This is a genomic window from Agreia sp. Leaf283 (assembly GCF_001422485.1).
In the GTDB taxonomy this organism is placed as follows: domain Bacteria; phylum Actinomycetota; class Actinomycetes; order Actinomycetales; family Microbacteriaceae; genus Agreia.
This window is the reverse complement of the sequence record NZ_LMNF01000001.1, coordinates 1,848,171-1,869,252: the sequence shown is the minus strand read 5'-3', so window position 1 is coordinate 1,869,252 and position 21,082 is coordinate 1,848,171. Positions and strand designations below refer to the sequence as shown.

The following is a 21,082-nucleotide window of genomic DNA, read 5'->3' as shown; positions in this document are numbered from 1 at the left end:
GGGCTCGACTTGTCTGTGCCCATGACTTGTCTGTGCCTAGGCTTGTCCCACCAGGTTCGTTCACGCCCGGCCCGTCGACGACGGAAGCCGACCCGGCTCACCAGCAAGGAGCAGCAATGAGGGGTTCCCTCAACATCACTTCGGCCATCACCGATCCCGCCCTGCTCGATCTGCCCTGGGACGTGCCCCTCGGCGAGTGGGAAGACCAGTACATCGCCGCACTGCCGAAGGGCCTCTCTCGCCACCTCGTGCGCTTCGCCCACCTCAGCGGGCACGTCATCGCCATCAAGGAGACCACGGAGGACATGGCCGGCGGCGAGTACAAGATGCTCCGCACCCTGCAGAGCCTCGAGATCCCGTGCGTCGATCCGCTCGCCGTCATCACCGACCGCACGAACGCCGACGGCGATCCCCTGCCCAGCGTGCTCGTCACCCGGCACCTCAAGTTCTCCCTCCCCTACCGCGCCCTGTTCTCGCAGCAGCTGCGGCCCGACACCGCCACCCGTCTCGTCGACGCGCTCGCCCTGCTGCTCGTGCGCCTGCACGTGATCGGCTTCTTCTGGGGAGACGTGTCTCTCTCGAACACGCTCTTCCGACGCGACGCCGGCGCCTTCGCGGCCTACCTCGTCGACGCCGAGACGGGCAAGCTCTTCTCAGGCGGCCTGTCGAACGGCCAGCGCGAGAACGACCTCGAGATCGCCCGCGTCAACATCGCCGGCGAACTCATGGACCTCGAGGCCGGCGGCCGTGTCGACGACCAGCTCGACCCCATCAAGGTGAGCAACGGCATCCTCGCCGCCTACCGCACCCTGTGGTCTGAGCTGACGGGCAAGGAGTCGTTCTCGTCATCGGAGCGCTGGCGCATCAACCAGCGTGTCGACCGGCTCAACGAGCTCGGTTTCGACATCGAGGAACTCGACATCAAGACCGACGACGAGGGCACGACCGTGCGCATCCAGCCGAAGGTCGTGGATGCGGGCCACCACCAGCGCAGGCTGCTGCGTCTCACCGGCGTCGACGCGCAGGAGAATCAGGCACGTCGCCTGCTCAACGACCTCGACGACTTCAGTGCGCGCTACAGCAAAGACGACTACGACGAAGAGATGATGGCCCACGACTGGGTCGCCAAGGTCTTCGAGCCCGTCGTGCGCAGCGTTCCCCGCGACCTCAAGCGCAAGCTCGAGCCGGCCGAGCTCTTCCACCAGCTTCTGGAGCACCGGTGGTTCATGAGCGAACAGCAGGGGCGCGACATTCCCCTCGCCGAGGCCCTCAACGCCTACATCAACGACGTGCTCCGTCACCGCCGCGACGAGGCGACGGTCATCGACCCGCCGACCGGAACGATCACGCTGCCGATAGACGTGCAGACGGGGTCGGTGCCCGTCGAGGCCGATGACGACGAGGACTGGCGCCTGAAGGTCTGAGAAGGCCCTTCGACGGGCCCAGGGAACGAAACCATTCCCTGAGCCGACCCTGTTACTTCTTCGCTGCGCGCAGCCGCGAGATCTCGTAGAGGGTGACGCTCGCGGCGATACCCGCGTTGAGCGACTCCGTGGCGGCGGTGATGGGGATCGAGACGACGGCGTCGCAGGTCTCGGTGACGAGGCGCGACAGGCCCTTGCCTTCACTGCCCACGACGATGACCACCGGGCCGTCGGCGAACGACAGGCCGGGCAGCGACACGTCGCCGCCCCCGTCGAGGCCGATCACGAAGACGCCCTTCTGCTTGAACGCCTTGAGCGTGGCCGTGAGGTTCGAGGCCATGGCGACGGGGGTGCGAGCGGCGGCGCCCGCCGATGTCTTCCAGGCGGAGGCCGTGACCCCGACGGATCGGCGTTGCGGCACGATGACGCCCTGGCCGCCGAACGCGGAGGTCGATCGGATGATCGCGCCGAGGTTGCGCGGGTCGGTGATGCCGTCGAGCGCGACGAACAGCGGGGTGTCGCCGCGAGAGATGACCTCGTCGAGAAGGTCGACGGGATGCGCGTACTCGTACGCGGGCACCTTCAGCGCGAGGCCCTGGTGCACAGAGTCGAAGCTCGTGAGGCGGTCGAGCTCGGGGCGCATGACCTCGAGAATCGGGATGCCCCGGTTGGTCGCGAGGGCGAGGGCCTCTTTCACCCGCTCATCCATCTCGATGCGCGTTGCGAGGTAGAGGGCGGTCGCCGGGATCTTCGCCCGCAGGGCCTCGACCACGGAGTTGCGGCCGGTGACGACCTCGAACTCCTCGTTCTTGGCGCTGCGGCGCGGGGCGGGCTTGCGGTTGGGGTCCTGCGACGCACCGCGACTGCTGCTGCTCCGACCACCCTTGCCGCCGGCCGCGATGAAGCGCTCCTTGGCGGCCTTGGCCTTTCCGGCGGGGTGGTACGGGCGGTCCTCCGCCTTGGGCGTGGGCTTCTTGCCCTCGAGGGCCTGGCGGCCCTGGCCACCCGACCCCACGGCCTTGCCGCGGCTCGCCTTGCGTACGGCGCCGGCCCTGGTGGGCTTGTTCGCTCCTGATTTAGCCATCGAGACTCCAATGCGATCCCGAGGGACCGTCTTCAATAGTGATGCCCGCTGCGTTCAGTTCATCACGAACTCGGTCGGCCGTGACGAAGTCGCGACCTTCCCGGGCAGCCTGGCGGTCTTCGAGCAGTCGTTCGACGAGCGCGGCGAGCGCGACATCGGTCGCTCCGCCCTGCGCAGTCGACCACTCGCTGGATAGGGGGTTGATTCCGAGCACGCTCGTCATCGCGATGACAGCGCCCAGTGCGTGTGCCGCCTCGACGAGGTCTTCGTTGTCGAGGGCCGCGTTGCCCGCTCGCACCGTGTCGTGCACGACACCGAGTGCCTGGGGCACTCCGAGGTCGTCGTCCATGGCCTCGACGAACTCGTCGGGCAGTGCCTGCACCGCGTCAGAGAGGAAGCGCGTGCCGTCGAGTCGACGCTGTGCCCGCTCGAGGAAGCCCTCGATGCGACCGAGTGCAGCCTCTGCCTCGGCGAGGGCGCCGTCATGGAACTCGAGGGTGGAGCGGTAGTGCGCGGCTCCCAGGTAGTAGCGGAGCACGAGCGGGCGCGCCGACGCGATGAGTTCAGAGGCGAAGATCGAGTTGCCGAGCGACTTTGACATCTTCTGGCCCGATACGGAGACGAGCCCGTTGTGCAGCCAGTAGTTGGCGAACGGATCTCCCGCCGCGGTCGACTGCGCGAGTTCGTTCTCGTGGTGCGGGAACCTCAGGTCGATGCCGCCGCCGTGGATGTCGAACTGGGGACCCAGGTACTTGGTCGACATGGCGGAGCACTCGATGTGCCAGCCCGGGCGTCCGGCGCCCCAGGGGCTGCTCCACGACGCGGACTCGGGCTCCTCGGGCTTGTGCCCCTTCCAGAGGGCGAAGTCGCGAACGTCTTTTTTGCCGCGCGGGTCGGAGTCGGTCGCCGGGGCCATGTCGTCGAGGCTCTGGTGCGTGAGCTCGCCGTAGTGCGGCCAGGCGCGCGCGTCGAAGTACACATCACCCGACTCGTCGTCGGCCGCGTACGCATAGCCCTCATCGATGAGGCGGCCGATGATCGTGTGCATCTCGGGGATGCTCGCCGTGGCGCGCGGCTCATAGGTGGGCGGCAGCACGCCGATGGCGTTGTAGGCGGCCGTGAACTCGAGTTCGACGCGATAGGCGAGGGCCCACCACTGCTCGTCGCTGCTGGCCGCGTTCACCAGCACCTTGTCGTCGATGTCGGTGACATTGCGCACGAACGTGACATGGTGGCCGGAGTAGGCCAGCCACCGCCGCAGCTGGTCGTAGACGAGCGCCGAGCGCAGGTGGCCGATGTGCGGCGACGACTGCACCGTGGGTCCGCAGACGTAGATGCCCACCTGGTCTGGAACGAGGGGGACGAAGTCGGACAGGGTCCGGCTTCTCGAGTCATACAGTCTAAGCGCCACCCAGCTAGTTTAGGCGGGGCGCAGCGGGTGTTACGTGCCCGCGCCAGCCTGCGGGCGCGGCAGCGGCGCGATGAGGGCGGTCGCGATGGCCGCGATGCCCTCGCCCCGACCGGTGAACCCCAGCGAATCGGTCGTGGTCGCCGACACGGAGACGGGGCAGCCGAGCAACGCCGTCAGGCGCTCCTGGGCCTCGGCCTTGCGCGGCGCGAACCTCGGTCGGTTGCCGACGAGCTGCACGGAGGCATTGACCGGTGCGAACCCCGAGTCGTGCAGGAGCCGCAGGGTCTCGACGAGGAAGACGTCTGCGTGCGCACCCTCGAGTCGCGGATCGTCGACTCCGAAGATGCCTCCGATGTCGGCGAGGCCGGCGGCCGACAGCAGGGCGTCGCAGAGCGCGTGGGCCACGGCGTCGCCGTCGCTGTGGCCGGCAAGCCCGGCCTCGCCGGGCCAGAAGAGACCCGCCAGCCAGAGCGGCTGGCCTTCGTCGAGCGCGTGCGCGTCGATTCCGACGCCGGTGCGAAACGCCGGTGCGGATGCCTGTGGCCGGCCCGACGAGGAACCCTCGGCCAGCAACTGCGCGGCTCGGCGAAGATCCCACGGGGTGGTGATCTTGAATGCCAGCGGATCTCCCGCGACGATGGCGACCGAACCACCCACGTGCTGGATCAACGCCGCGTCGTCGGTGAACTCCCTGTCGGCCGCTGCGTACGCGGCCACGAGCTCGGCGCGGGGAAAGGCCTGCGGCGTCTGCACCGCGGAGAGCTGTGACCGGTCGACGGTCTCGAGCACGGTCGACGAGGCGTCGACCCGCTTGATCGTGTCGCTCACGGCGAGTCCGGGGATCGCGCCCCGGCCGGAGGAATCGACCGCACCGATGATGCTCTCGAACAGCGAACGCGGGGCCAGCGCCCGGGCGGCGTCGTGCACCAGCACGACCTCGACCGAAGGCTCGAGCACCGCCAGTCCGGCGGCGACCGACGCCTGGCGCGAGTCGCCCCCGACGACGACGGTGCAGGCATCCGACACCGGGCCCGCGGCCCGCCCGACGATGTCGCGCGCCTCTGAGACGTGCGTCGACGGGGCGACCACGATGACCTGAGCCGGCTCGGCGAGGCCGAAGAGAGGATCGAGCGACCTCGACAGGATGCTGCGCCCGTCGAGGTCGACGAAGGCTTTGGGGAGCGGCTCGCCCAGGCGGGTTCCGCTGCCGGCGGCCACGACGATGATCGCGACGCGGGGCGTCGACGCAGAAAGGCTCACGCTCTAGGAGGCCAGAACCTCGTCGAGAACAAGCGATGCCTTCTCTTCGTCGGTCTTCTCGGCGAGGGCCAACTCGGAGATCAGGATCTGGCGGGCTTTGGCGAGCATGCGCTTCTCACCCGCGGAGAGCCCTCTGTCTTGGTCTCGACGCCACAGATCGCGAACGACCTCGCTGACCTTGATGACATCGCCCGACGCGAGCTTCTCGAGGTTCGCCTTGTAGCGGCGCGACCAGTTGGTCGGCTCTTCGGTGAACGGAGCACGAAGCACGTCGAACACGCGGTCGACGCCCTCTTTGCCGATGACGTCGCGAACACCGACGAGTTCGACGTTCTCGGCGGGCACCTCGATGGTGAGATCGCCCTGAGCGACGCGGAGCTTGAGGTAGGTCTTCTCTTCACCCTTGATGATGCGGGTCTTGACCTCGGAAATCGTCGCCGCCCCGTGGTGCGGGTAGACAACGGTTTCGCCGACTTCAAAAATCATCGATGGAATCCCTTCAGCGCTCTCCAGAGTACCACGGCGCATTTTTTCGAACCCTCGCGCACGACCGCGCACCATGCTCCTCCGGCACACCTCCTCCGACGCACGCAGCGACCGATCGCAGGGCCCGTCATTCGGTAGGCTAGGAAAGTCCGCGTCCAGCTCCCCGAGGGGGCTGCGCCGAACCACCTCTGGAGGAACTTGTGAGAGCACGACTCGGGGCCGCACTGGCCATGGCCGCCCTTCTTGTGGTCGGCACGGCCGGCTGCGCATTCATCACCCCGCAGGCGACGACGAAAGAGGTCGAGACGGCCAACGGCGTCAACGGTCGGGTCGGCACGGTCGACATCCGCAACGCCACGCTCATCAGTGACGACGGCGAAGACGCCAGCCTCCTGGTCACCTTCAACAACAGTGCCACCGAGAGCCGGGCACTCACCCTTCAGTACGAGGGCGACGCCGGCAAGACCGAGTTCACCATCCCCGTGGCCGGCGACGGCAACACGAGCTTCGGTGCCGACGGCGAGACCCAGATCGTGCTGCGGGGCATCAAGGCCACCGCCGGATCGCTCTTCCCGGTCTACTTCCAGTACGGCGACGCCGAGGGCAAGCAGCTCCTCGTTCCGATCCTCACCACGGAGTTCGCCGAGTACACCGGCCTCGCTCCGACGCCGCTGCCCACGGTCACGCCGACGCCGACATCCACTCCCTCGACGACGCCGGTGCCCACCGACGTCTCAGAGACGCCGACGCCCGAGGCGACACCCGCTCCGTAGCGGCCATCGCCCGGGCCCCGGGCATCCGGTCACGCCTCGAAGCGGTACCCGAGTCCCCTCACGGTGACCAGCAGGGTCGGCTCCGAGGGAACGGCCTCGATCTTCGACCGGATCCTCTTGATGTGCACGTCGAGGGTCTTTGTGTCGCCGAAGTAGTCGGAGCCCCAGACCCGGTCGATCAGCTGTCCGCGGGTGAGCACGCGGCCTGCGTTGCGCAGGAGCAGCTCGAGCAGCTCGAACTCCTTCAGCGGCATGGCCGTGTCTATTCCGTTCACGCGAACGGTGTGCCGCTCGATGTCCATCTGCACGGGCCCGCTCTCGAGGATGGGCTCGGCGAGATCGCTCGGCTCGCTCTGTCGGCGCATGACCGCCCGGATGCGTGCGAGCAGCTCCCGGGTCGAGTACGGCTTGGTGACGTAGTCGTCGGCCCCGAGCTCGAGCCCCACCACGATGTCGATCTCGGAGTCCTTGGCCGTGAGCATGATGATGGGCACCGTGCTGCGGGTGCGGATCTCACGGCACACCTCGGTTCCCGGGATCCCGGGGATCATCAGGTCGAGCAGCACCAGGTCGACGCCGCCCCGATCGAATTCGGCGATGGCGGTCGGGCCGTCGGGCGCCACGGTGACCGTGTAGCCCTCACGGCGCAGCAGGTATGCGAGCGGCTCGCTCAGGGCGTCTTCGTCTTCGACGAGAAGGATGTGGGTCATCGGGAATCTCCTTGTGATGCGGACGCGACTGGTGTCGCCTCCGGAAGCCTGATCGTGAACGTGGAACCTCTGCCGAGCTGCGACCACACCCGCACATCGCCGCCGTGGTTCTCCACGATGTGCTTGACGATACTGAGGCCGAGCCCCGTGCCGCCGGTGTTACGGGAGCGCGCCTGATCGACTCTGAAGAAGCGCTCGAAGACGCGGTCGAGATCGTCGCTCGCGATGCCCAGTCCCTGGTCGGTGACGGCGATCTCGACGACGCCGTCTTCGACGCGCACACCGATGCCCACCCGCGAGTTCTCGAGGGAGTACTGGATGGCGTTGCCCACGAGGTTGTGGATGGCCATGACGAGCAGACTCTCGTCGCCGTAGACCTCGACGTGCTTGGCGCCGCCCTTGACCAGGGTCGTTCCGCGCAGCTCGGCCTGCACGTGGTTCTGGTCCATGGCCGACGCGATGAGATGGTCGACGTTCAGCAGCTCGGCCGACCGGAGCGTGTCGGCGGCCTGCAGGCGGGACAGTTCGATGATCTCCTGGGTGATACGAGTAAGCCTGGCGGCCTCGGTGTGCAGCCGCTTGGCGAAGCGGCGGACCTGCTCGGGATCGTCGGCGGCCGGGTCGAGCGCCTCGGAGAGGAGCGAGATCGCTCCGATCGGGGTCTTGAGCTCGTGGCTGATATTGGCGATGAAGTCGCGACGCACGTCCTCGAGGCGGTAGGTCTCGGAATGGTCTTCGGCGAGGAGCAGGATGTACCTCGAACCGAGTCTCGCGACACGGACGAGGAAGTGGATGCTCGCGTCTCCGAAGGGGCCCCGCGCAAGCTCGACGGTGGTGGTCACGGGCTCGCCACTCGAGCGGACCTTGTCGACGAGCGCGATCAGTTCGGGATGCACGAGTGTCTGCTGGGCCACGAGCCCGAATGCGATCGACCCCGGAGACGCCGTGACGACGTTGTTCGACGGGTCGAGCACGACCCCGGCCGAGTCGAGTGCATTGATGACCTGCTCGACGCCGTCGGGAACCGCCGGATTGACCACGTCGACAGCGTTACTGCCGCGTCTTTCCGCGGCGTGAAGAAGCGCCATGAAGCCGGCACCCACGAGGAGGCCGAATGCCACAGAAAGCAGCACCAACCAGCCTGAGTCCATGAACCCCACACTAACGACTCGACCCATGACACAATTCACGTCTATGCCCGAACAGGCGTCGCTTACCCGAGTGTTCAGGTCTTCGGCACCTTCCGTTAACCTGTTCTCGGCAGAATGATCCGGGCGCCAGCAGGCGCCCCTACCCTCGACGCTGCACAAAATCCGCCACATCGGCGTCGGGACGAATCCGTGAAAGGACCTTTACGCATGCGCGAAGTTTTCCAGCAGGAGCTGCGGGAGGTACAGGACCGCCTGGTCGAGATCTCGACGCTCGTGACCGTGGCGATCACCAACGCCACGACCGCCTTCAACGAATCGAACGTCGCCCTGGCCGAGTCGGTCATCGCAGAAGACCACAAGATCGACGCCCTGGCCGTGAGCCTCGATGAGCTGGCCATCAACATCCTCGCCCTTCAGCAGCCGGTCGCCCGCGACCTGCGCATCGTGGTCAGCGCCCTGCGCATCTCCGCGTCGCTCGAGCGCATGGGCGACCTCGCAGAGCACATCGCTCAGCTCGCCCGCTACCGCTACCCCGACAAGGTCGTGAAGAAGAGCCTGCGCGGCACCTTCACCGAGATGGGCCGCCTCGACGTCGCCATGGCGAAGAACCTCACGGTTCTGCTCACGAACGAAGACCTCGCACTGGTCGAGGTCATCCGCGAAGACGACGACTCCCTCGACGAGCTGCACGTCAGCGTGTTCGACGCCGTGCTCGGCGAGACGTGGAAGGGCGGCGCTGTCGACACCGTCGACGTGACCCTGGCCAGCCGTTACCACGAGCGCTTCGGCGACCACGCCGTGGCGATCGCCAAGAAGGTCCAGTACCTCGCCACGGGCGACTGGGCCGGCGCCGCTGAGTAGTCCGCACAGCCTTCGCGGAACGCGATCGGAACGCCCTCGGGCGATCCGGTCGCGTTCCGTCGTTTCAGGCGGAGTCGCCGATGCCGCGGGGCCTCTTGCCCGCGTGGACGGACTCCCCCATGCTGGGGGGCATGTCGCAATCCCCGCACACGCCGTTCACACCCGCCACGTCCGCTCCCCCGGCCCAGCTCGTCTCGACCCGGTGGCTGCTCGCGCTCGTCACGGTGTCGCTCGGCGGGTACCTGCTGGTGCTCAGCCTCGCAGGCCAGTTCATCCAGCTGTTCACGGGTATGCGCATCGAGCTGTCGTATGGGGCGCTGCTGGTGCTGCAGTTGCTCTTCGCCGTGGCGGTGGTGCTGCTCGGGCTCTTCTTCGCGCCGACATCCCTGGCCCGCCGGTCCATCGCCGGTGCGATCGTCGCGGTGGTCGTGCTGTTCACGGTCATCCTGCAGGCGGTGCGCCTGACCACCGGCCTCGGCGCGGCCACGGTGTTCATCGGCTTCACCTTCGCGGACGCCTTCGTGATGCTGCCCCTGGCCCTGGGCGCCGCGTGGCTCGTCGTGCGCGCCCGTCCGGGTCTCGCCTACGCGGCGTTGGCCCTCGTCGTGATCCCGGCGCTGGTGCACTGGGCGCTCCTCGTCAACGGAGTCGATTCGGTCACCACCCAGATCATCATGCTCATCCTGGGTGCGCTCGTGGCGGCCGGCATCGGCTGGGGSGGCGCGATCGCCGCCCGCGTCCTGGGCGGATCCTCCGCTGCACCGCAGCCGCAGCCGCAGCCGCAGTACGCTCCCTACGCACAGCAGCCGGTCTACACAGAGCAGAATGACCGGCCCGCCGAGCGCGGACCGGTCATCTGACGTTTCTCGGCGAGAGCCGGGCCTTGGGCTACTTCTTGCCCTGGTTGGCCACGGCTGCGGCACCCGCGGCTGCCGCCTCGGGGTCGAGGTAGGCGGCAGGCTCGATCGGAACGAAGTTCTCGTCGAGCTTGTAGACCAGCGGGATTCCGGTAGGAACGTTCAGCTCGGCGATGTCGTCGTCGGAGATTCCGTCGAGGTGCTTGATCAACGCACGCAGCGAGTTGCCGTGCGCCGTGACCAGAACGACCTTGCCCGCCTTGAGGTCTTCGGTGATGTCGGAGTGCCAGTAGGGAAGCATGCGCTCGATCACGTCTTTGAGGCACTCCGTGCGGGGCACCTCGCCGTCGATGTGCGCGTAGCGGGGGTCGCCCACCTGCGAGTACTCGGCGTCGTCGGCGATGGGGGGCGGCGGAACGTCGAACGAACGACGCCACGTCTGGAACTTCTCGGGGCCGTACTCCGCGAGCGTCTGCGCCTTGTCCTTGCCCTGCAGGTCTCCGTAGTGGCGCTCGTTGAGACGCCAGCTGCGCTTGACGTCGATCCACTGCCGGTCGGCACCCGCGAGCGCGAGGTTGGCCGTCTCGATGGCGCGCGACAGCACCGACGTGTACAGGATGTCGGGCAGCGTGCCCGAGGATGCGAGGAGCTCGCCGGCACGTTTCGCTTCGGCGATCCCCTGCTCGCTGAGGTGCACATCGACCCAGCCCGTGAAGAGGTTCTTCTGGTTCCAGTCGCTGTTGCCGTGGCGCAGCAGAATCAAGGTGTAAGGCGTAGACATGCTCCCAAGTCTAGGGGCGGCGGACCTTGTCATTCGTGGTGAACTGGAAGCATGCCGATCGGTGAAATCACACGGGGAACGACGAACACCAATCGTCTGCGCCGTGTCGACCGCTTCATCACCACACTCCCGGTGCTGCGCCGAACCGACGACCCGCTGGTCGTCGACCTGGGCTACGGCGCCAGCGGCGTGACCGCGTTCGAGCTGCAGCACCGGCTGGCCCGCGTGCGCTCCGACGTCGAGGTCGTCGGCCTCGAGATCTCGCCCGACAGGGTGCGCACCGCGACCGAGCAGCTCGCCCGGGTGCGGGCCGGCGCCACCACGTTCTCCCCCGATGCCCGCGTCTCGTTCGCCCTCGGAGGGTTCGAGACACCGCTGCCCGACGGCCGCCTCGCCGCCGTCATCCGCGCGTTCAACGTGCTGAGACAGTACGACGAGTCGGAGGTGCCGGAGGCCTGGCGACGCATGGTCTCGCGCCTGCAGCCGGAAGGCGTGCTCGTCGAGGGCACCTGCAACGAAATCGGCCGCGTCTCCAGCTGGATCACCGTGACCTCGGCCGGTGCGCAGACCTTCACGATCTCGCTGCGCGTCGCAGACCTCGAGAAGCCCTCGATCGTCGCCGAGCGGCTGCCGAAGTCGCTCATCCACCACAATGTGCCCGGCCAGCCGGTGCACGCCCTGCTCAGCGAGCTCGACAGGGCGTGGCAGCACAACGCCGGCGTGGGCGTGTACGGCGCGACCCAGCGATGGCTCGCCTCGATCGAGGCCCTGGATGCCGCCGGCTGGTCGATCCTCGGCGCCCGGTCGCGCAGGCGGCTCGGTGAGCTCACGGTTCCGTGGTCGCAGGTGGCGCCGGTCTGACGCCCGAGGGCTCCCGCGCCTCAGACCGACATGTCGGGCATCGACGCCCGCGCCTCCTCCGCACTGAGGCCCGAGGCCATCAGCAGGTCCATCACCAGGGGTCGCATAGCGAAGACGACGGAGGTCTCGGCCAGAGGCTGGCCCGGCAGCAGCCGTGAGGGGTGGAGCCTGACCGCGATCAGAATGAGGTTCTGCCTCACGAGCGGCTCGAGCTGCGGATCGGCGAGGCTCTGCGCGAGGAGGTTCACGCTTCCCACGACGCCCGAGAGCAGCTCCGCGATCTCAGGTCGTGGGCGACCGTCGCGTTCGAGTACGGACAGCCTGCGTGTGACTACGCGCAGGTTGCGCATCGCCAGATCCATGTGCTGCTGCATCACGTGCTGCCGCTGCAGCTCGGGGAGGTGTTTCCGTAGGAACGGGGAGATCCGGGCGATCGCGAGCGCGGAGTCGAGCGATGTGCGCCACGAGTCGACGAGGGGCTGCGTGCGACGCGCCTGCTCGAGAACACGATCCGTCTCGGTCTCACTGCCGACCCGGAGGATCGCCGCGAGCGAGGCGACCACGTCGATGTAGGCCGAGAGGAATCTCTTCGCGTCGCGGAGCGCCCCGCGCCGCGGATCCCGCGGGATGAGCGCCGTGCACAGCAGGGCGATCGCGCCGCCGATGACGCCGTCGATCGTACGCGTGAACGGGCCGCCGGCCTGAACGGGCAGCACCGCCACCAGAACGGACTGCACTCCCGCGACGATCGCGAAGGAGGCTGCCGGCGAGAGGAGCCGCGCCACGGTGAGCGTCACGCCGAGGGCGACGGCGAGCTGCCAGACCCCTTGGCCGAATCCGAGCACGATCGCCTCGCTCAGCGCGATGCCCAGGGTGACGCCCAGGGCCGTCTCGACCACGCGCAGCGGTCGGGCATCCCGCATGAAACCGAGGCTCGAGATCGTGACGGTCACCGCCGTCACGGGTGCGGGGTGCCCCAGCAGGTACCGGGAGATGGAGAACGAGATGACGACCGCGACTACGATCTGCACGATCGCGGGCGCACTCGAGACCAGTCGGTCGATCGACGCCCCCGGGGCGTATACGGCACCCGGGAGGCCGCTCGATGCGACGGCACGTCGCAGTCGACGCGCGGCCGCGCCCGGTTTCGAGAGGTGGCGCACGACGCGTTAGCGCCGCATCACGCCGAGTCGCGGCATGCGACGGATGCGGCCCACGACGCTCCCGGCCTCGGGCGGCACGATGACCTCCTGGCCCGCCGCCACGACGATGCCGTCGCTCAGAACCCCGAGATCGCGATCGACCGGAGTGGAGCGTCGCACGACCGCGAGCGCCACGGGACCGAGCTCGTAGTGGATGCCGCTGGACGTGACCTGCCCGACGACGTCGGGCTCGCCGCCCGCGGGAGCGTCTGGCAGCGCGGGAAGAACCACGTCGTCTCCCGGCGCGGGCAGCACATTGTCGGTTCCGTCGAGGTGCAGGAAGACGAGGCGCCGCGGAGGGTGGCCGAGGTTGTGCACCTTCGCCACGGTCTCCTGGCCCCGGTAGCAGCCCTTCGAGAGGTGCACGGCGGAGCGCATCCAGTCGAGTTCGTGCGGGATGGTCTTCTCGTCTCCCTCGGTCGCACGGCGAGGACGCCAGGCCGCGATGCGCAGGGCCTCGGCCGCCAGCACTCCCGCAACGGCGACCTCGCCGGCACGGGCACGATCGGCGAGGGCGACGAGCTCGTCGCGGGCCACGAGCGTCTCGCGCCACAGCCACTCCGCTCCGGGGTGCTCCTCGATCTGCGCGTACTGGTGACCGCCCTCGGAGACGGCGCTCCAGGGGTCGCGCCAGACCAGGGCGACGCCGTTCGGCGACGCGGCCACGGCATCCAGAACCGGGTTCGACTCGCCGATCGAGCCGAGCGTGGCGAAGTCGGCCGTGCGGTCGGAGACGATGACCCGCAGGGTGAAGCGCATCTTGAGCAGCCACGCGAGCAGGCCCGGAAGCTCATCGGCGTCGACCAGGAGCCAGGCCGTGTCGCCGTCGTCGACGACGCGCATGTCGAACTCGACTCGTCCGGAGACACCAAGCAGCAGCGACTCCGTGGACTGCCCCGGTGCCAGCCGAGTGAGGCTCTGGCTCGTCAGCGAGTTGAGCCAGGTGAGGCGGTCGGCGCCGCTGACCGAGATGACTCCGCGGTGCGACAGGTCGACGATGGCACCGGCGAGCAGCGTGCGCTGTTCGGCGACGGGATTGCCGTAGTGGGCGGGCACTCCCTTGTCGGCTCCCGCCGAATCGACTGCGCCGGGAAGGCCGAGGAACGGGGAGGGAGCTGAGGTCATTGCAGTCAATCTGTCTTGGCGAGACGAGCGGAGGCGTGGGTGCGGAGGCTCTGCCCAAGGGCGGCGATGTCCCATGCCCACAGCAGGTGGGAGTCGACGAGGCCGTAGATGCGCGTAGCGGCCGTGTACTCCTTGGCGCCGTGCGAGCGGATGACCGCGTCGGTCGAGAGGTCGATGCGTGCTCCGGCGACCTGGCCGATGTAGAGCTCCATCACACCACCGGGGTGCACCAGGGCGACCTCGACGTCGAAGCCGTTCGTCGCGTTGCGCAGCGTCTCGACCTCGTCGGCTGTCGTGAACGGCCTCTGCTCGGCCGGAGGCAGCATGCCCGGGCCCGGATCGGCCTCGACGAGCGGACGGCTCAGCCGCCAGTAGCCGGTCTCCGTCGCGAGCGGCGTGGGTTCGTCGTCTCCTTCGCCGATGAGCCAGGCGTAGGAGTTGTAGTTGAGGTGGGGCAGTCCGTCTTGGCTGAAGCTCACGCGCTGCCCGAACTCGCGCGTGACCTTCTCGTCACCGATCGAGTAGTCGATGACTCCGGTGCCCTCCCAGACGCCGATCAGCCACGAGAGGGGAACCAGTTCGGCGTTGAGCCCGATGGGCAGTTCGATCACGGTCAGCGCTGGCCGCGGAAGAGCTTGAAGATGACCATGCCCGAGATCCAGGCGATGGCCAGGCTCGCGAGACCGAGCAGTCCCACGAAGAAGAGTTCGAGCGCGACGTACGATTCCATGCTTCGATCCTAACCCGACTCGTGCCCGCGGAGGCGGTGGGCTCTAGGCGGCGAAAGCCAGGGGGGCGAGGATGATCGTGGCCACCGCCAGCACGACGACGGCGCCGGTGGCGCTGGCCGTCACCCGATTGACGTAGCCCTCTTTCCGCCGGATGCCCAGCTGGATGCCGAAGGTCAGGAGGGTGCACACCCCCAGCACGACGGGCAGGAAGACGAGGTAGTTGCGGGGGTCGGCGAGCGCGGCGACGGCGACGGCACCGATCACGGCCACCAGCCAGACCGGCACTACGCTCTTCATCAGGAGACTCACCCTCCTATTCTGCCCGATAGTATGACGGCAGGCTTTCTTGGAGGACCATACGTGGCGCAGCTGTTGATACTGACCTCTGCGGTCGACCGCGAGGTTCTGCCGGCACTCTCTCTCCTGAGCCACCGTGCCAGGCAGATCCCCGCCGAACCCGCGCAGCTGGTGAACACACCCAACTGCGACCTCATCTTCGTCGACGCCCGCAACGATCTCGCCTCGGCACGTTCGCTGTGCAAGATCCTCACCACCACGGGTGTCGGGGTGCCGATTCTGCTCATCATCACCGAGGGCGGCCTCACCGCGGTGAGCGCCGACTGGGGCGCGGCCGACGTCGTTCTCGAGACGGCGGGTCCCGCCGAGGTCGACACACGCATCCGCCTCGCCATCGGCCGACAGGTGCAGGATCAGTCGACCTCGAAGATCCAGGCATCCGGCGTGGTGATCGACGAGGCGAGCTACTCGGCCAGAGTGCACGGCCGACCCCTCGACCTCACGTTCAAGGAGTTCGAGCTCCTGCGCTTCTTCGCCATGCATCCGTCGCGCGTCTTCACCCGGGAGCAGCTGCTCTCCGAGGTGTGGGGCTACGACTACTTCGGAGGAACGCGCACGGTCGACGTGCACGTGAGGCGGCTGCGCGCCAAACTCGGCGACCTCGAATCCCTCATCGGCACCGTGCGCAACGTCGGCTACCGCTTCAACTTCTTCGAAGACGACAATGAGCGCATCGCTGCAACTCAGGGCAAGTAGCCCCTCCCAGCTCGGGGCGGCGTTCACTCGGCTGATCTCCCGATCGTCGCTCGTCGACGGCCAGCCGCCGTTCAACGACCAGGCGCTCGTCGACGCGGCATCCGGGGCCAGGGCCCTGATCGTGGCCGAGCACGGCGACGTGATCGCCGGAGCCGTCATCGTGGGCGAGGGCGAATTCGAGTTCGTCGTCGACCCCGAGTTCCGGCGCAACGGGCTCGGCACGATCCTGCTCGAGCGCATCCTCGACGGTGCGGAGCCCGCGATCGCCGGCTGGGCGCACGGCGATCACCCGGCCAGTCGCATCCTGGCCGCGCGCACGGGGTTCGAGGCCGTGCGCACGCTATATCAGTTGCGGATGCCGGTGCCGGGCCCTTCGAAGGACTCCCCTTCGACAGGCTCAGGGAACGGGGGCTCCCCTTCGACAGGCTCAGGGAACGGCGAGGGGGTCGTCATCGAGGCGTTCCGGCCCGGTGTCGACGATGAGGCGTGGGTCGAGCTCAACGCCCGGGTCTTCGCCGATCATCCCGAGCAGGGCTCGATCACGCTCGACGACCTGCACGCGCGCATGGCCGAGCCCTGGTTCGACGCCGGCGACTTTCTCGTCGCCAGGCACGACGACCGGCTGATCGCCTACAACTGGCTCAAGATCGAGAGGCCAGAGGAGCCGGGAGAGATCTACGTGGTGGGCGTCGATTCCGCGTACGCCGGACGGGGACTCGGGCGCACGCTCATGCGGCACGCGTTCGATCGCCTGCGCGAGCGGGGAATCTCGACGGCAGCGCTCTATGTCGACGCCGACAACGTCGGTGCCGTGCATCTCTACCGGTCGCTCGGATTCGCCGACCACACGGTCGATGTCCAGTATCGGCGTCCGCTCGCCGGATGACATGATGATTGCATGAGCGGCGACAACATCCTCCTTGACTCGAACTTCGGTTCGGACTTCGACGACGACGACGAGATCATCGAGATCCTCGACGATCCGTCCCTTCCCGAAGGCCGCTACCTCGACCGCGAGCTCAGCTGGCTCGCGTTCAATACGCGGGTGCTCGAACTCGCCGAGGACCCGACGCTTCCGGTGCTGGAACGCACCAACTTCCTCGCGATCTTCTCGTCGAACCTCGACGAGTTCTTCATGGTGCGCGTCGCCGGCCTCAAGCGCCGCATCGCCACCGGCCTCGCGGTGCCCACGAACATCGGCCGCAAGCCCGTCGATGTGCTCGGAGACATCTCCCGCGCCGCCCACGAACTCCAGCTGCGGCATGCACGCGCATACCAGGAGCTGGTCAAGCCGGCCCTCGATGAGGCCGGCGTGCACATCGTCACGTGGGACAGCCTCGACGAAGACGACCGCTCGCGCCTCAGCGACTACTTCTCCGCTCAGATCTTCCCCGTTCTGATGCCGCTCGCCGTCGATCCGGCGCACCCGTTCCCCTACATCTCGGGCCTCTCGCTCAACCTGTCGATCCGGGTGCGCAACACCAAGATCGACAAGGAGGAGTTCGCCCGCCTCAAGGTGCCCCAGGTCATCCCGCGCTTCATCCGCGTCGACGAGACCGAAGACGAGACGAACGTGCGCCTCATCGCGCTCGAGGACCTGATCGCCAACCACCTCAGCCACCTGTTCCCCGGCATGGAGGTGCTCGACCACCATGTCTTCCGCGTGACTCGCAACGAAGACGTCGAGGTCGACGAGGACGAGACCGAGAATCTCATCCAGGCTCTCGAGAAGGAGCTGCTGCGCCGACGCTTCGGCCCGCCCATCCGGCTCGAGGTGACGGAGGACATGGACGATCGCACGCTCGAGCTCATCGTTCGCGAGCTCGACGTCACCGAGCAGGAGGTCTACCGACTGCCCGCTCCCCTCGACCTCGCCGGCCTCTTCGACCTCGGCAAGATCGACCGCCCCGAGCTGCACTACCCCAAGCGGGTTCCGACCACCTCCGTCGCCCTTCAGCCGAGCGAACCGAACGCCAAGCCCGACATCTTCAAGGCAATCGCGCGCCAGGACGTGCTGCTCCACCACCCCTACGAGTCGTTCGCGACGAGTGTGCAGGCGTTCCTCGAGCAGGCCGCGGCCGACCCGCACGTGCTCGCGATCAAGCAGACCCTCTACCGCACCTCGGGCGACAGCCCCATCGTCGAGGCCCTCATCGATGCCGCCGAGGCAGGCAAGCAGGTTCTCGCCCTCGTCGAGATCAAGGCGAGATTCGACGAGCAGGCCAACATCTCGTGGGCCCGCAAGCTCGAGAAGGCCGGAGTGCACGTGGTGTACGGCCTCGTCGGCCTCAAGACCCACTGCAAGCTCGCGCTGGTGATCCGCCGCGAGAAGGGCGTGCTGCGCCACTACAGCCACATCGGCACCGGCAACTACAACCCGAAGACCAGCCGCATCTACGAGGACTTCGGTCTTCTGACGGCCGACGACCAGGTCGGAAAAGACCTCACCCGACTCTTCAACGAGCTCTCGGGCTACGCGATCGAGAAGAAGTTCAAGCGCCTCCTCGTCGCCCCGCTGCACCTGCGCAAGGGCCTGCTCAAGCGCATCGCCCAGGAGGCGACGAACGTCGAGCAGGGGCTGCCCGCCGGCATCCGCATCAAGGTCAATTCGATCGTCGACGAGGCGATCATCGACGCGCTCTACCGTGCGAGCCAGGCCGGCGTTCCCGTCGAGATCTGGGTGCGCGGAATCTGCGCCATCAAGCCGGGCGTTCCCGGCCTCAGCGAGAACATCACCGTGCGCTCGATCGTCGGACGCTACCTCGAGCACTCGCGCATCTTCTCCTTCGTCAACGCGGGCGAGCCGGAGACCTGGATCGGCAGCGCCGACATGATGCACCGCAACCTCGACCGCCGCGTCGAGGCCCTCGTGCGGCTGACGAGCAGCGATCACCTTCGCGAGATCAGCGAGCTCTTCGACCTGGCCATGGACGAGAACACCATGTCGTGGACCCTCGGCCCCGATGGCGACTGGGTTCGTCGCAGCATCGACGCCGACGGCAACCCGCTCGTCGATCTGCAGGACGTTGTCATGAAGCAGATCTCCAAGCGGCGCAAGCGAAGCGGAATCAGTCGGTGATCCGAGCGGGGGAAGCGGGCCAGTGACTGTCTTCGCCGCGGGAGCGGTCTGCTGGCGCGTCGTCGACGGCAAGATCAAGGTGCTCCTGATCCATCGCACGCGCCACAAAGACGTCTCCCTGCCCAAGGGAAAGCTCGATCCCGGCGAGGTGCTGCCGCAGACCGCGGTGCGCGAGATCGCCGAGGAGACCGGCCTCAAGGTCGCCCTCGGTGTGCCGCTCGGGGTCACGAACTACGTGATGCCCAACCATCGCGAGAAGGTCGTGCACTACTGGGCGGCCGAGGTCACCGAAGAGGCCGTGCTCAACTCCACGTTCGTGCCGAACAACGAGGTCGCCGCCCTCGAGTGGATGCCCGTGGCGAGGGCCCTCGCATCGATCAGCTACAAGCGCGACGCCGAGATCCTCAAGCGCTTCCAGGCGCTCGTCGACGACGGGCTCATGAGCACCTTCGCCATCATCGCGCTCCGCCATGCCAAGGCGATTCCCGCATTCGACTTCGACGGACGCGACTCCGCCCGCCCGCTGACGCATCGCGGCGAGCTCGAGGCGCAGTCCATCGTCGCCGGCCTGAGCGCCTTCGGCCCCGCGGTCATCCGATCGTCGACCGCGCTGCGCTGCCAGCAGACGGTCGCGCCGACGGCCGAGGCGCTCGGCATCACCGTGAAGAAGACCGACTCGATCGCCCAGGACGCGTTCGAGAACGGCACCAGCGACATCCGGAGCCAGGTCGGCAAGCGCGTGCGCCGACGGGTGACGAGCATCCTGTGCAGTCACGGCCCCGTGCTTCCCGAGATCATGCGCGAGGTCGCGCTCGCCACGGGCAGCACCAAGCTCGCCTCGATCTCTCGGGCCGGCGACCTGCCCGTGGCCGGGTACACGGTCATCCACCTCTCGAGGGATCGCCCGGGGGCGGGCATCATCGCCATCGAGACGCACGTCCCCCGCTGAGGGCGCTGTTCACCTCCCGTTTACCTGATCAGGAGAGATTGGTTACGCGCGCTCGTTAGGTTCACTGAGGGCCATGCACCGGCCCATCCCCAGCAATAGAAACCCTGAAAGGGATTTTTCAGTGAAGCTTTCGCGTATCGCCGCCCCCGCGGCACTCTTCCTCACCGCCGCGCTGGCGCTCTCCGCCTGCGCCGCCAACGAGGCGCCCGCCGCCGGCGACTCGACCGAGTCCGCCTCGACCCTGACCGGCACGCTGACCGGTATCGGCGCCTCGAGCCAGGGCAGCGCCCAGGAAGCCTGGATCGCCGCGTTCCAGACCGCCAACCCCGACGTCACCATCAACTACGACCCCCAGGGTTCGGGTGCCGGCCGCGAGAGCTTCATCTCGGGCGCCGCCGCCTTCGCCGGTTCCGACTCCGCGCTGAGCGACGAGGAGCTCTCGGGCGCCTTCGCCAGCTGCGCCGCCGACACCAAGGCCATCGACCTGCCGGTCTACATCTCGCCGATCGCGGTCGTCTACAACGTGGAAGGCGTCGACGAGCTGAACCTCGACGCATCGACCCTCGCCAAGATCTTCTCCGGCGCCATCACCACCTGGGACGACGCGGCCATCAAGGCACTGAACCCCGACGCCACGCTCCCCAGCGCAGCGATCACGGCCGTTCACCGCTCCGACGACTCGGGCACTACCAAGAACTTCACCGACTACCTCGGCAAGGTCGCTCCCTCCGACTGGGCCGAGAAGGCCGCTGACGCGTTCCCCTTCCAGACCGGTGAGGGCGCCCAGGGCACCTCGGGCGTCATCCAGGCCGTCACCAACGGCAGCAACACCATCGGCTACGCCGACGCCTCGAAGGCCGGTGACCTCGGTGTCGCCAAGATCAAGGTCGGCGAAGAATTCGTCGAGTACTCCGCCGAGGCTGCAGCGGCCGTCGTCGAGGAGTCGCCGCTGGTCGAGGGCCGCGAGGCCAACGACATCGCCATCTCGCTCGACCGCGAGACGACCGACCCGTCGCACTACCCGCTCGTGCTGGTGAGCTACATCATCGCCTGCCAGGAGTACGCGGACCCGGCCCAGGCCGAGCTCGTGAAGGCATACGTCGGCTACCTCGCCAGCGATGAGGGCCAGCAGGAGGCCGCTACCTCCGCCGGCGCCGCGCCGCTCTCGAGCGACCTCGCCTCGAAGGTCGCCGACGCGATCGCGACCATCAAGTAACACCGCTTCACACTCTGTCCGGTCCCGACTCGCGTCGGGGCCGGACAGATCGCGGGTTTAGGCCCGAA

The 21,082-nt window shown here is 67.8% G+C and carries 21 protein-coding genes; 10 read left to right on the top strand and 11 right to left on the bottom strand.

Annotated features, from left to right (window positions below; translation table 11 throughout):
* Positions 1-116: 116 nt before the first annotated feature.
* The gene (locus ASF51_RS08535) at positions 117-1,424 is read left to right on the top strand and encodes a DUF4032 domain-containing protein (protein ID WP_055927449.1); all 1,308 of its coding nucleotides are present in this window, start codon (positions 117-119) and stop codon (positions 1,422-1,424) included.
* Positions 1,425-1,476: 52 nt separating this feature from the next.
* Here the strand turns inward: ASF51_RS08535 and rlmB are convergent, their stop codons facing one another.
* Genes rlmB through ASF51_RS08515 form a run of 4 tightly spaced genes read right to left on the bottom strand, consistent with a single transcriptional unit; the run spans position 1,477 to position 5,665 of the window.
* The gene (gene rlmB, locus ASF51_RS08530) at positions 1,477-2,508 is read right to left on the bottom strand and encodes a 23S rRNA (guanosine(2251)-2'-O)-methyltransferase RlmB (RefSeq protein WP_055927446.1); all 1,032 of its coding nucleotides are present in this window, start codon (positions 2,506-2,508) and stop codon (positions 1,477-1,479) included.
* Entirely contained in the window at positions 2,501-3,919 is a 1,419-nt protein-coding gene (cysS, locus tag ASF51_RS08525) for a cysteine--tRNA ligase (protein WP_055927443.1), read from the bottom strand. The genes rlmB and cysS overlap by 8 nt, the downstream gene beginning before the upstream one ends.
* Before the next feature lie 30 nt (positions 3,920-3,949).
* Positions 3,950-5,179, bottom strand: coding sequence for a 2-C-methyl-D-erythritol 4-phosphate cytidylyltransferase (ispD, locus tag ASF51_RS08520; protein ID WP_055927440.1), 1,230 nt, complete (start codon positions 5,177-5,179; stop codon positions 3,950-3,952).
* 3 nt (positions 5,180-5,182) lie between these two features.
* Positions 5,183-5,665, bottom strand: a complete 483-nt coding sequence (locus ASF51_RS08515) for a CarD family transcriptional regulator (RefSeq protein WP_055927439.1) — start codon at positions 5,663-5,665, stop codon at positions 5,183-5,185.
* A 200-nt stretch (positions 5,666-5,865) separates the two neighbouring features.
* Between ASF51_RS08515 and ASF51_RS08510 the strand changes: the two genes are divergently transcribed.
* Complete coding sequence (locus ASF51_RS08510) at positions 5,866-6,438, top strand: hypothetical protein (RefSeq protein WP_157412057.1); 573 nt, start codon at positions 5,866-5,868, stop codon at positions 6,436-6,438.
* Positions 6,439-6,467: 29 nt separating this feature from the next.
* Here ASF51_RS08510 and ASF51_RS08505 read toward each other — a convergent pair whose 3' ends face one another.
* Both ASF51_RS08505 and ASF51_RS08500 read right to left on the bottom strand, forming a co-directional pair.
* On the bottom strand, positions 6,468-7,148 hold the full coding sequence (locus ASF51_RS08505) for a response regulator transcription factor (RefSeq protein ID WP_055927433.1): 681 nt from the start codon (positions 7,146-7,148) through the stop codon (positions 6,468-6,470).
* A complete protein-coding gene (locus ASF51_RS08500) occupies positions 7,145-8,299 on the bottom strand; it encodes a cell wall metabolism sensor histidine kinase WalK (RefSeq protein ID WP_055927430.1) in 1,155 nt (384 codons plus the stop codon). The genes ASF51_RS08505 and ASF51_RS08500 overlap by 4 nt, the downstream gene beginning before the upstream one ends.
* 207 nt (positions 8,300-8,506) lie before the next feature.
* Here ASF51_RS08500 and phoU point away from each other — a divergent pair, with 207 nt between their 5' ends.
* Both phoU and ASF51_RS08490 read left to right on the top strand, forming a co-directional pair.
* Positions 8,507-9,160, top strand: coding sequence for a phosphate signaling complex protein PhoU (phoU, locus tag ASF51_RS08495; RefSeq protein WP_055927427.1), 654 nt, complete (start codon positions 8,507-8,509; stop codon positions 9,158-9,160).
* A 131-nt stretch (positions 9,161-9,291) separates the two neighbouring features.
* Positions 9,292-10,020, top strand: a complete 729-nt coding sequence (locus ASF51_RS08490; protein ID WP_157412056.1) for a hypothetical protein — start codon at positions 9,292-9,294, stop codon at positions 10,018-10,020.
* A gap of 28 nt (positions 10,021-10,048) precedes the next feature.
* On the opposite strand, the gene ASF51_RS08485 is transcribed toward ASF51_RS08490, so the two are convergent.
* The gene (locus ASF51_RS08485) at positions 10,049-10,798 is read right to left on the bottom strand and encodes a phosphoglyceromutase (protein WP_055927421.1); all 750 of its coding nucleotides are present in this window, start codon (positions 10,796-10,798) and stop codon (positions 10,049-10,051) included.
* Between the two features lie 51 nt (positions 10,799-10,849).
* Between ASF51_RS08485 and ASF51_RS08480 the strand changes: the two genes are divergently transcribed.
* Positions 10,850-11,659 carry a trans-aconitate 2-methyltransferase gene (locus ASF51_RS08480; protein ID WP_055927418.1) on the top strand — a complete coding sequence of 270 codons (810 nt, stop codon included), beginning with the start codon at positions 10,850-10,852 and terminating at the stop codon, positions 11,657-11,659.
* A gap of 20 nt (positions 11,660-11,679) precedes the next feature.
* Here the strand turns inward: ASF51_RS08480 and ASF51_RS08475 are convergent, their stop codons facing one another.
* From ASF51_RS08475 to ASF51_RS08460, 4 genes are all read right to left on the bottom strand, one after another.
* Positions 11,680-12,822 carry an aromatic acid exporter family protein gene (locus tag ASF51_RS08475; protein WP_235497168.1) on the bottom strand — a complete coding sequence of 381 codons (1,143 nt, stop codon included), beginning with the start codon at positions 12,820-12,822 and terminating at the stop codon, positions 11,680-11,682.
* A gap of 6 nt (positions 12,823-12,828) precedes the next feature.
* Positions 12,829-13,986, bottom strand: a complete 1,158-nt coding sequence (locus tag ASF51_RS08470) for a folate-binding protein YgfZ (protein WP_055927415.1) — start codon at positions 13,984-13,986, stop codon at positions 12,829-12,831.
* A gap of 5 nt (positions 13,987-13,991) precedes the next feature.
* Positions 13,992-14,597, bottom strand: coding sequence for an FABP family protein (locus ASF51_RS08465; RefSeq protein WP_055927412.1), 606 nt, complete (start codon positions 14,595-14,597; stop codon positions 13,992-13,994).
* A gap of 162 nt (positions 14,598-14,759) precedes the next feature.
* Complete coding sequence (locus tag ASF51_RS08460) at positions 14,760-15,014, bottom strand: hypothetical protein (protein WP_157412055.1); 255 nt, start codon at positions 15,012-15,014, stop codon at positions 14,760-14,762.
* 63 nt (positions 15,015-15,077) lie between these two features.
* Here ASF51_RS08460 and ASF51_RS08455 point away from each other — a divergent pair, with 63 nt between their 5' ends.
* The 5 genes from ASF51_RS08455 to pstS all read left to right on the top strand — a co-directional run bounded on the left by ASF51_RS08455 (position 15,078) and on the right by pstS (position 21,014).
* Complete coding sequence (locus tag ASF51_RS08455) at positions 15,078-15,770, top strand: response regulator transcription factor (protein ID WP_055927408.1); 693 nt, start codon at positions 15,078-15,080, stop codon at positions 15,768-15,770.
* A complete protein-coding gene (gene mshD / locus ASF51_RS08450) occupies positions 15,739-16,656 on the top strand; it encodes a mycothiol synthase (RefSeq protein WP_055927405.1) in 918 nt (305 codons plus the stop codon). The genes ASF51_RS08455 and mshD overlap by 32 nt, the downstream gene beginning before the upstream one ends.
* A 12-nt stretch (positions 16,657-16,668) precedes the next feature.
* Positions 16,669-18,849, top strand: coding sequence for an RNA degradosome polyphosphate kinase (locus tag ASF51_RS08445; RefSeq protein ID WP_055927400.1), 2,181 nt, complete (start codon positions 16,669-16,671; stop codon positions 18,847-18,849).
* Between the two features lie 22 nt (positions 18,850-18,871).
* Entirely contained in the window at positions 18,872-19,798 is a 927-nt protein-coding gene (locus ASF51_RS08440) for an NUDIX domain-containing protein (RefSeq protein WP_055927398.1), read from the top strand.
* 121 nt (positions 19,799-19,919) lie between these two features.
* A complete protein-coding gene (gene pstS, locus ASF51_RS08435; protein ID WP_055927396.1) occupies positions 19,920-21,014 on the top strand; it encodes a phosphate ABC transporter substrate-binding protein PstS in 1,095 nt (364 codons plus the stop codon).
* Positions 21,015-21,082 lie beyond the last annotated feature (68 nt).

Bases quoted from the DNA above. Each gene is read 5' to 3' on its own strand.
- ASF51_RS08485 (WP_055927421.1), bottom strand. From the start codon at position 10,798: ATGTCTACGCCTTACACCTTGATTCTGCTGCGCCACGGCAACAGCGAC.
- ASF51_RS08535 (WP_055927449.1), top strand. From the start codon at position 117: ATGAGGGGTTCCCTCAACATCACTTCGGCCATCACCGATCCCGCCCTG.
- ASF51_RS08515 (WP_055927439.1), bottom strand. From the start codon at position 5,665: ATGATTTTTGAAGTCGGCGAAACCGTTGTCTACCCGCACCACGGGGCG.
- ASF51_RS08500 (WP_055927430.1), bottom strand. From the start codon at position 8,299: ATGGACTCAGGCTGGTTGGTGCTGCTTTCTGTGGCATTCGGCCTCCTC.
- ASF51_RS08460 (WP_157412055.1), bottom strand. From the start codon at position 15,014: ATGAAGAGCGTAGTGCCGGTCTGGCTGGTGGCCGTGATCGGTGCCGTC.
- phoU (WP_055927427.1), top strand. From the start codon at position 8,507: ATGCGCGAAGTTTTCCAGCAGGAGCTGCGGGAGGTACAGGACCGCCTG.
- ASF51_RS08470 (WP_055927415.1), bottom strand. From the start codon at position 13,986: ATGACCTCAGCTCCCTCCCCGTTCCTCGGCCTTCCCGGCGCAGTCGAT.
- rlmB (WP_055927446.1), bottom strand. From the start codon at position 2,508: ATGGCTAAATCAGGAGCGAACAAGCCCACCAGGGCCGGCGCCGTACGC.
- ASF51_RS08480 (WP_055927418.1), top strand. From the start codon at position 10,850: ATGCCGATCGGTGAAATCACACGGGGAACGACGAACACCAATCGTCTG.
- ASF51_RS08505 (WP_055927433.1), bottom strand. From the start codon at position 7,148: ATGACCCACATCCTTCTCGTCGAAGACGAAGACGCCCTGAGCGAGCCG.
- mshD (WP_055927405.1), top strand. From the start codon at position 15,739: ATGAGCGCATCGCTGCAACTCAGGGCAAGTAGCCCCTCCCAGCTCGGG.
- ASF51_RS08445 (WP_055927400.1), top strand. From the start codon at position 16,669: ATGAGCGGCGACAACATCCTCCTTGACTCGAACTTCGGTTCGGACTTC.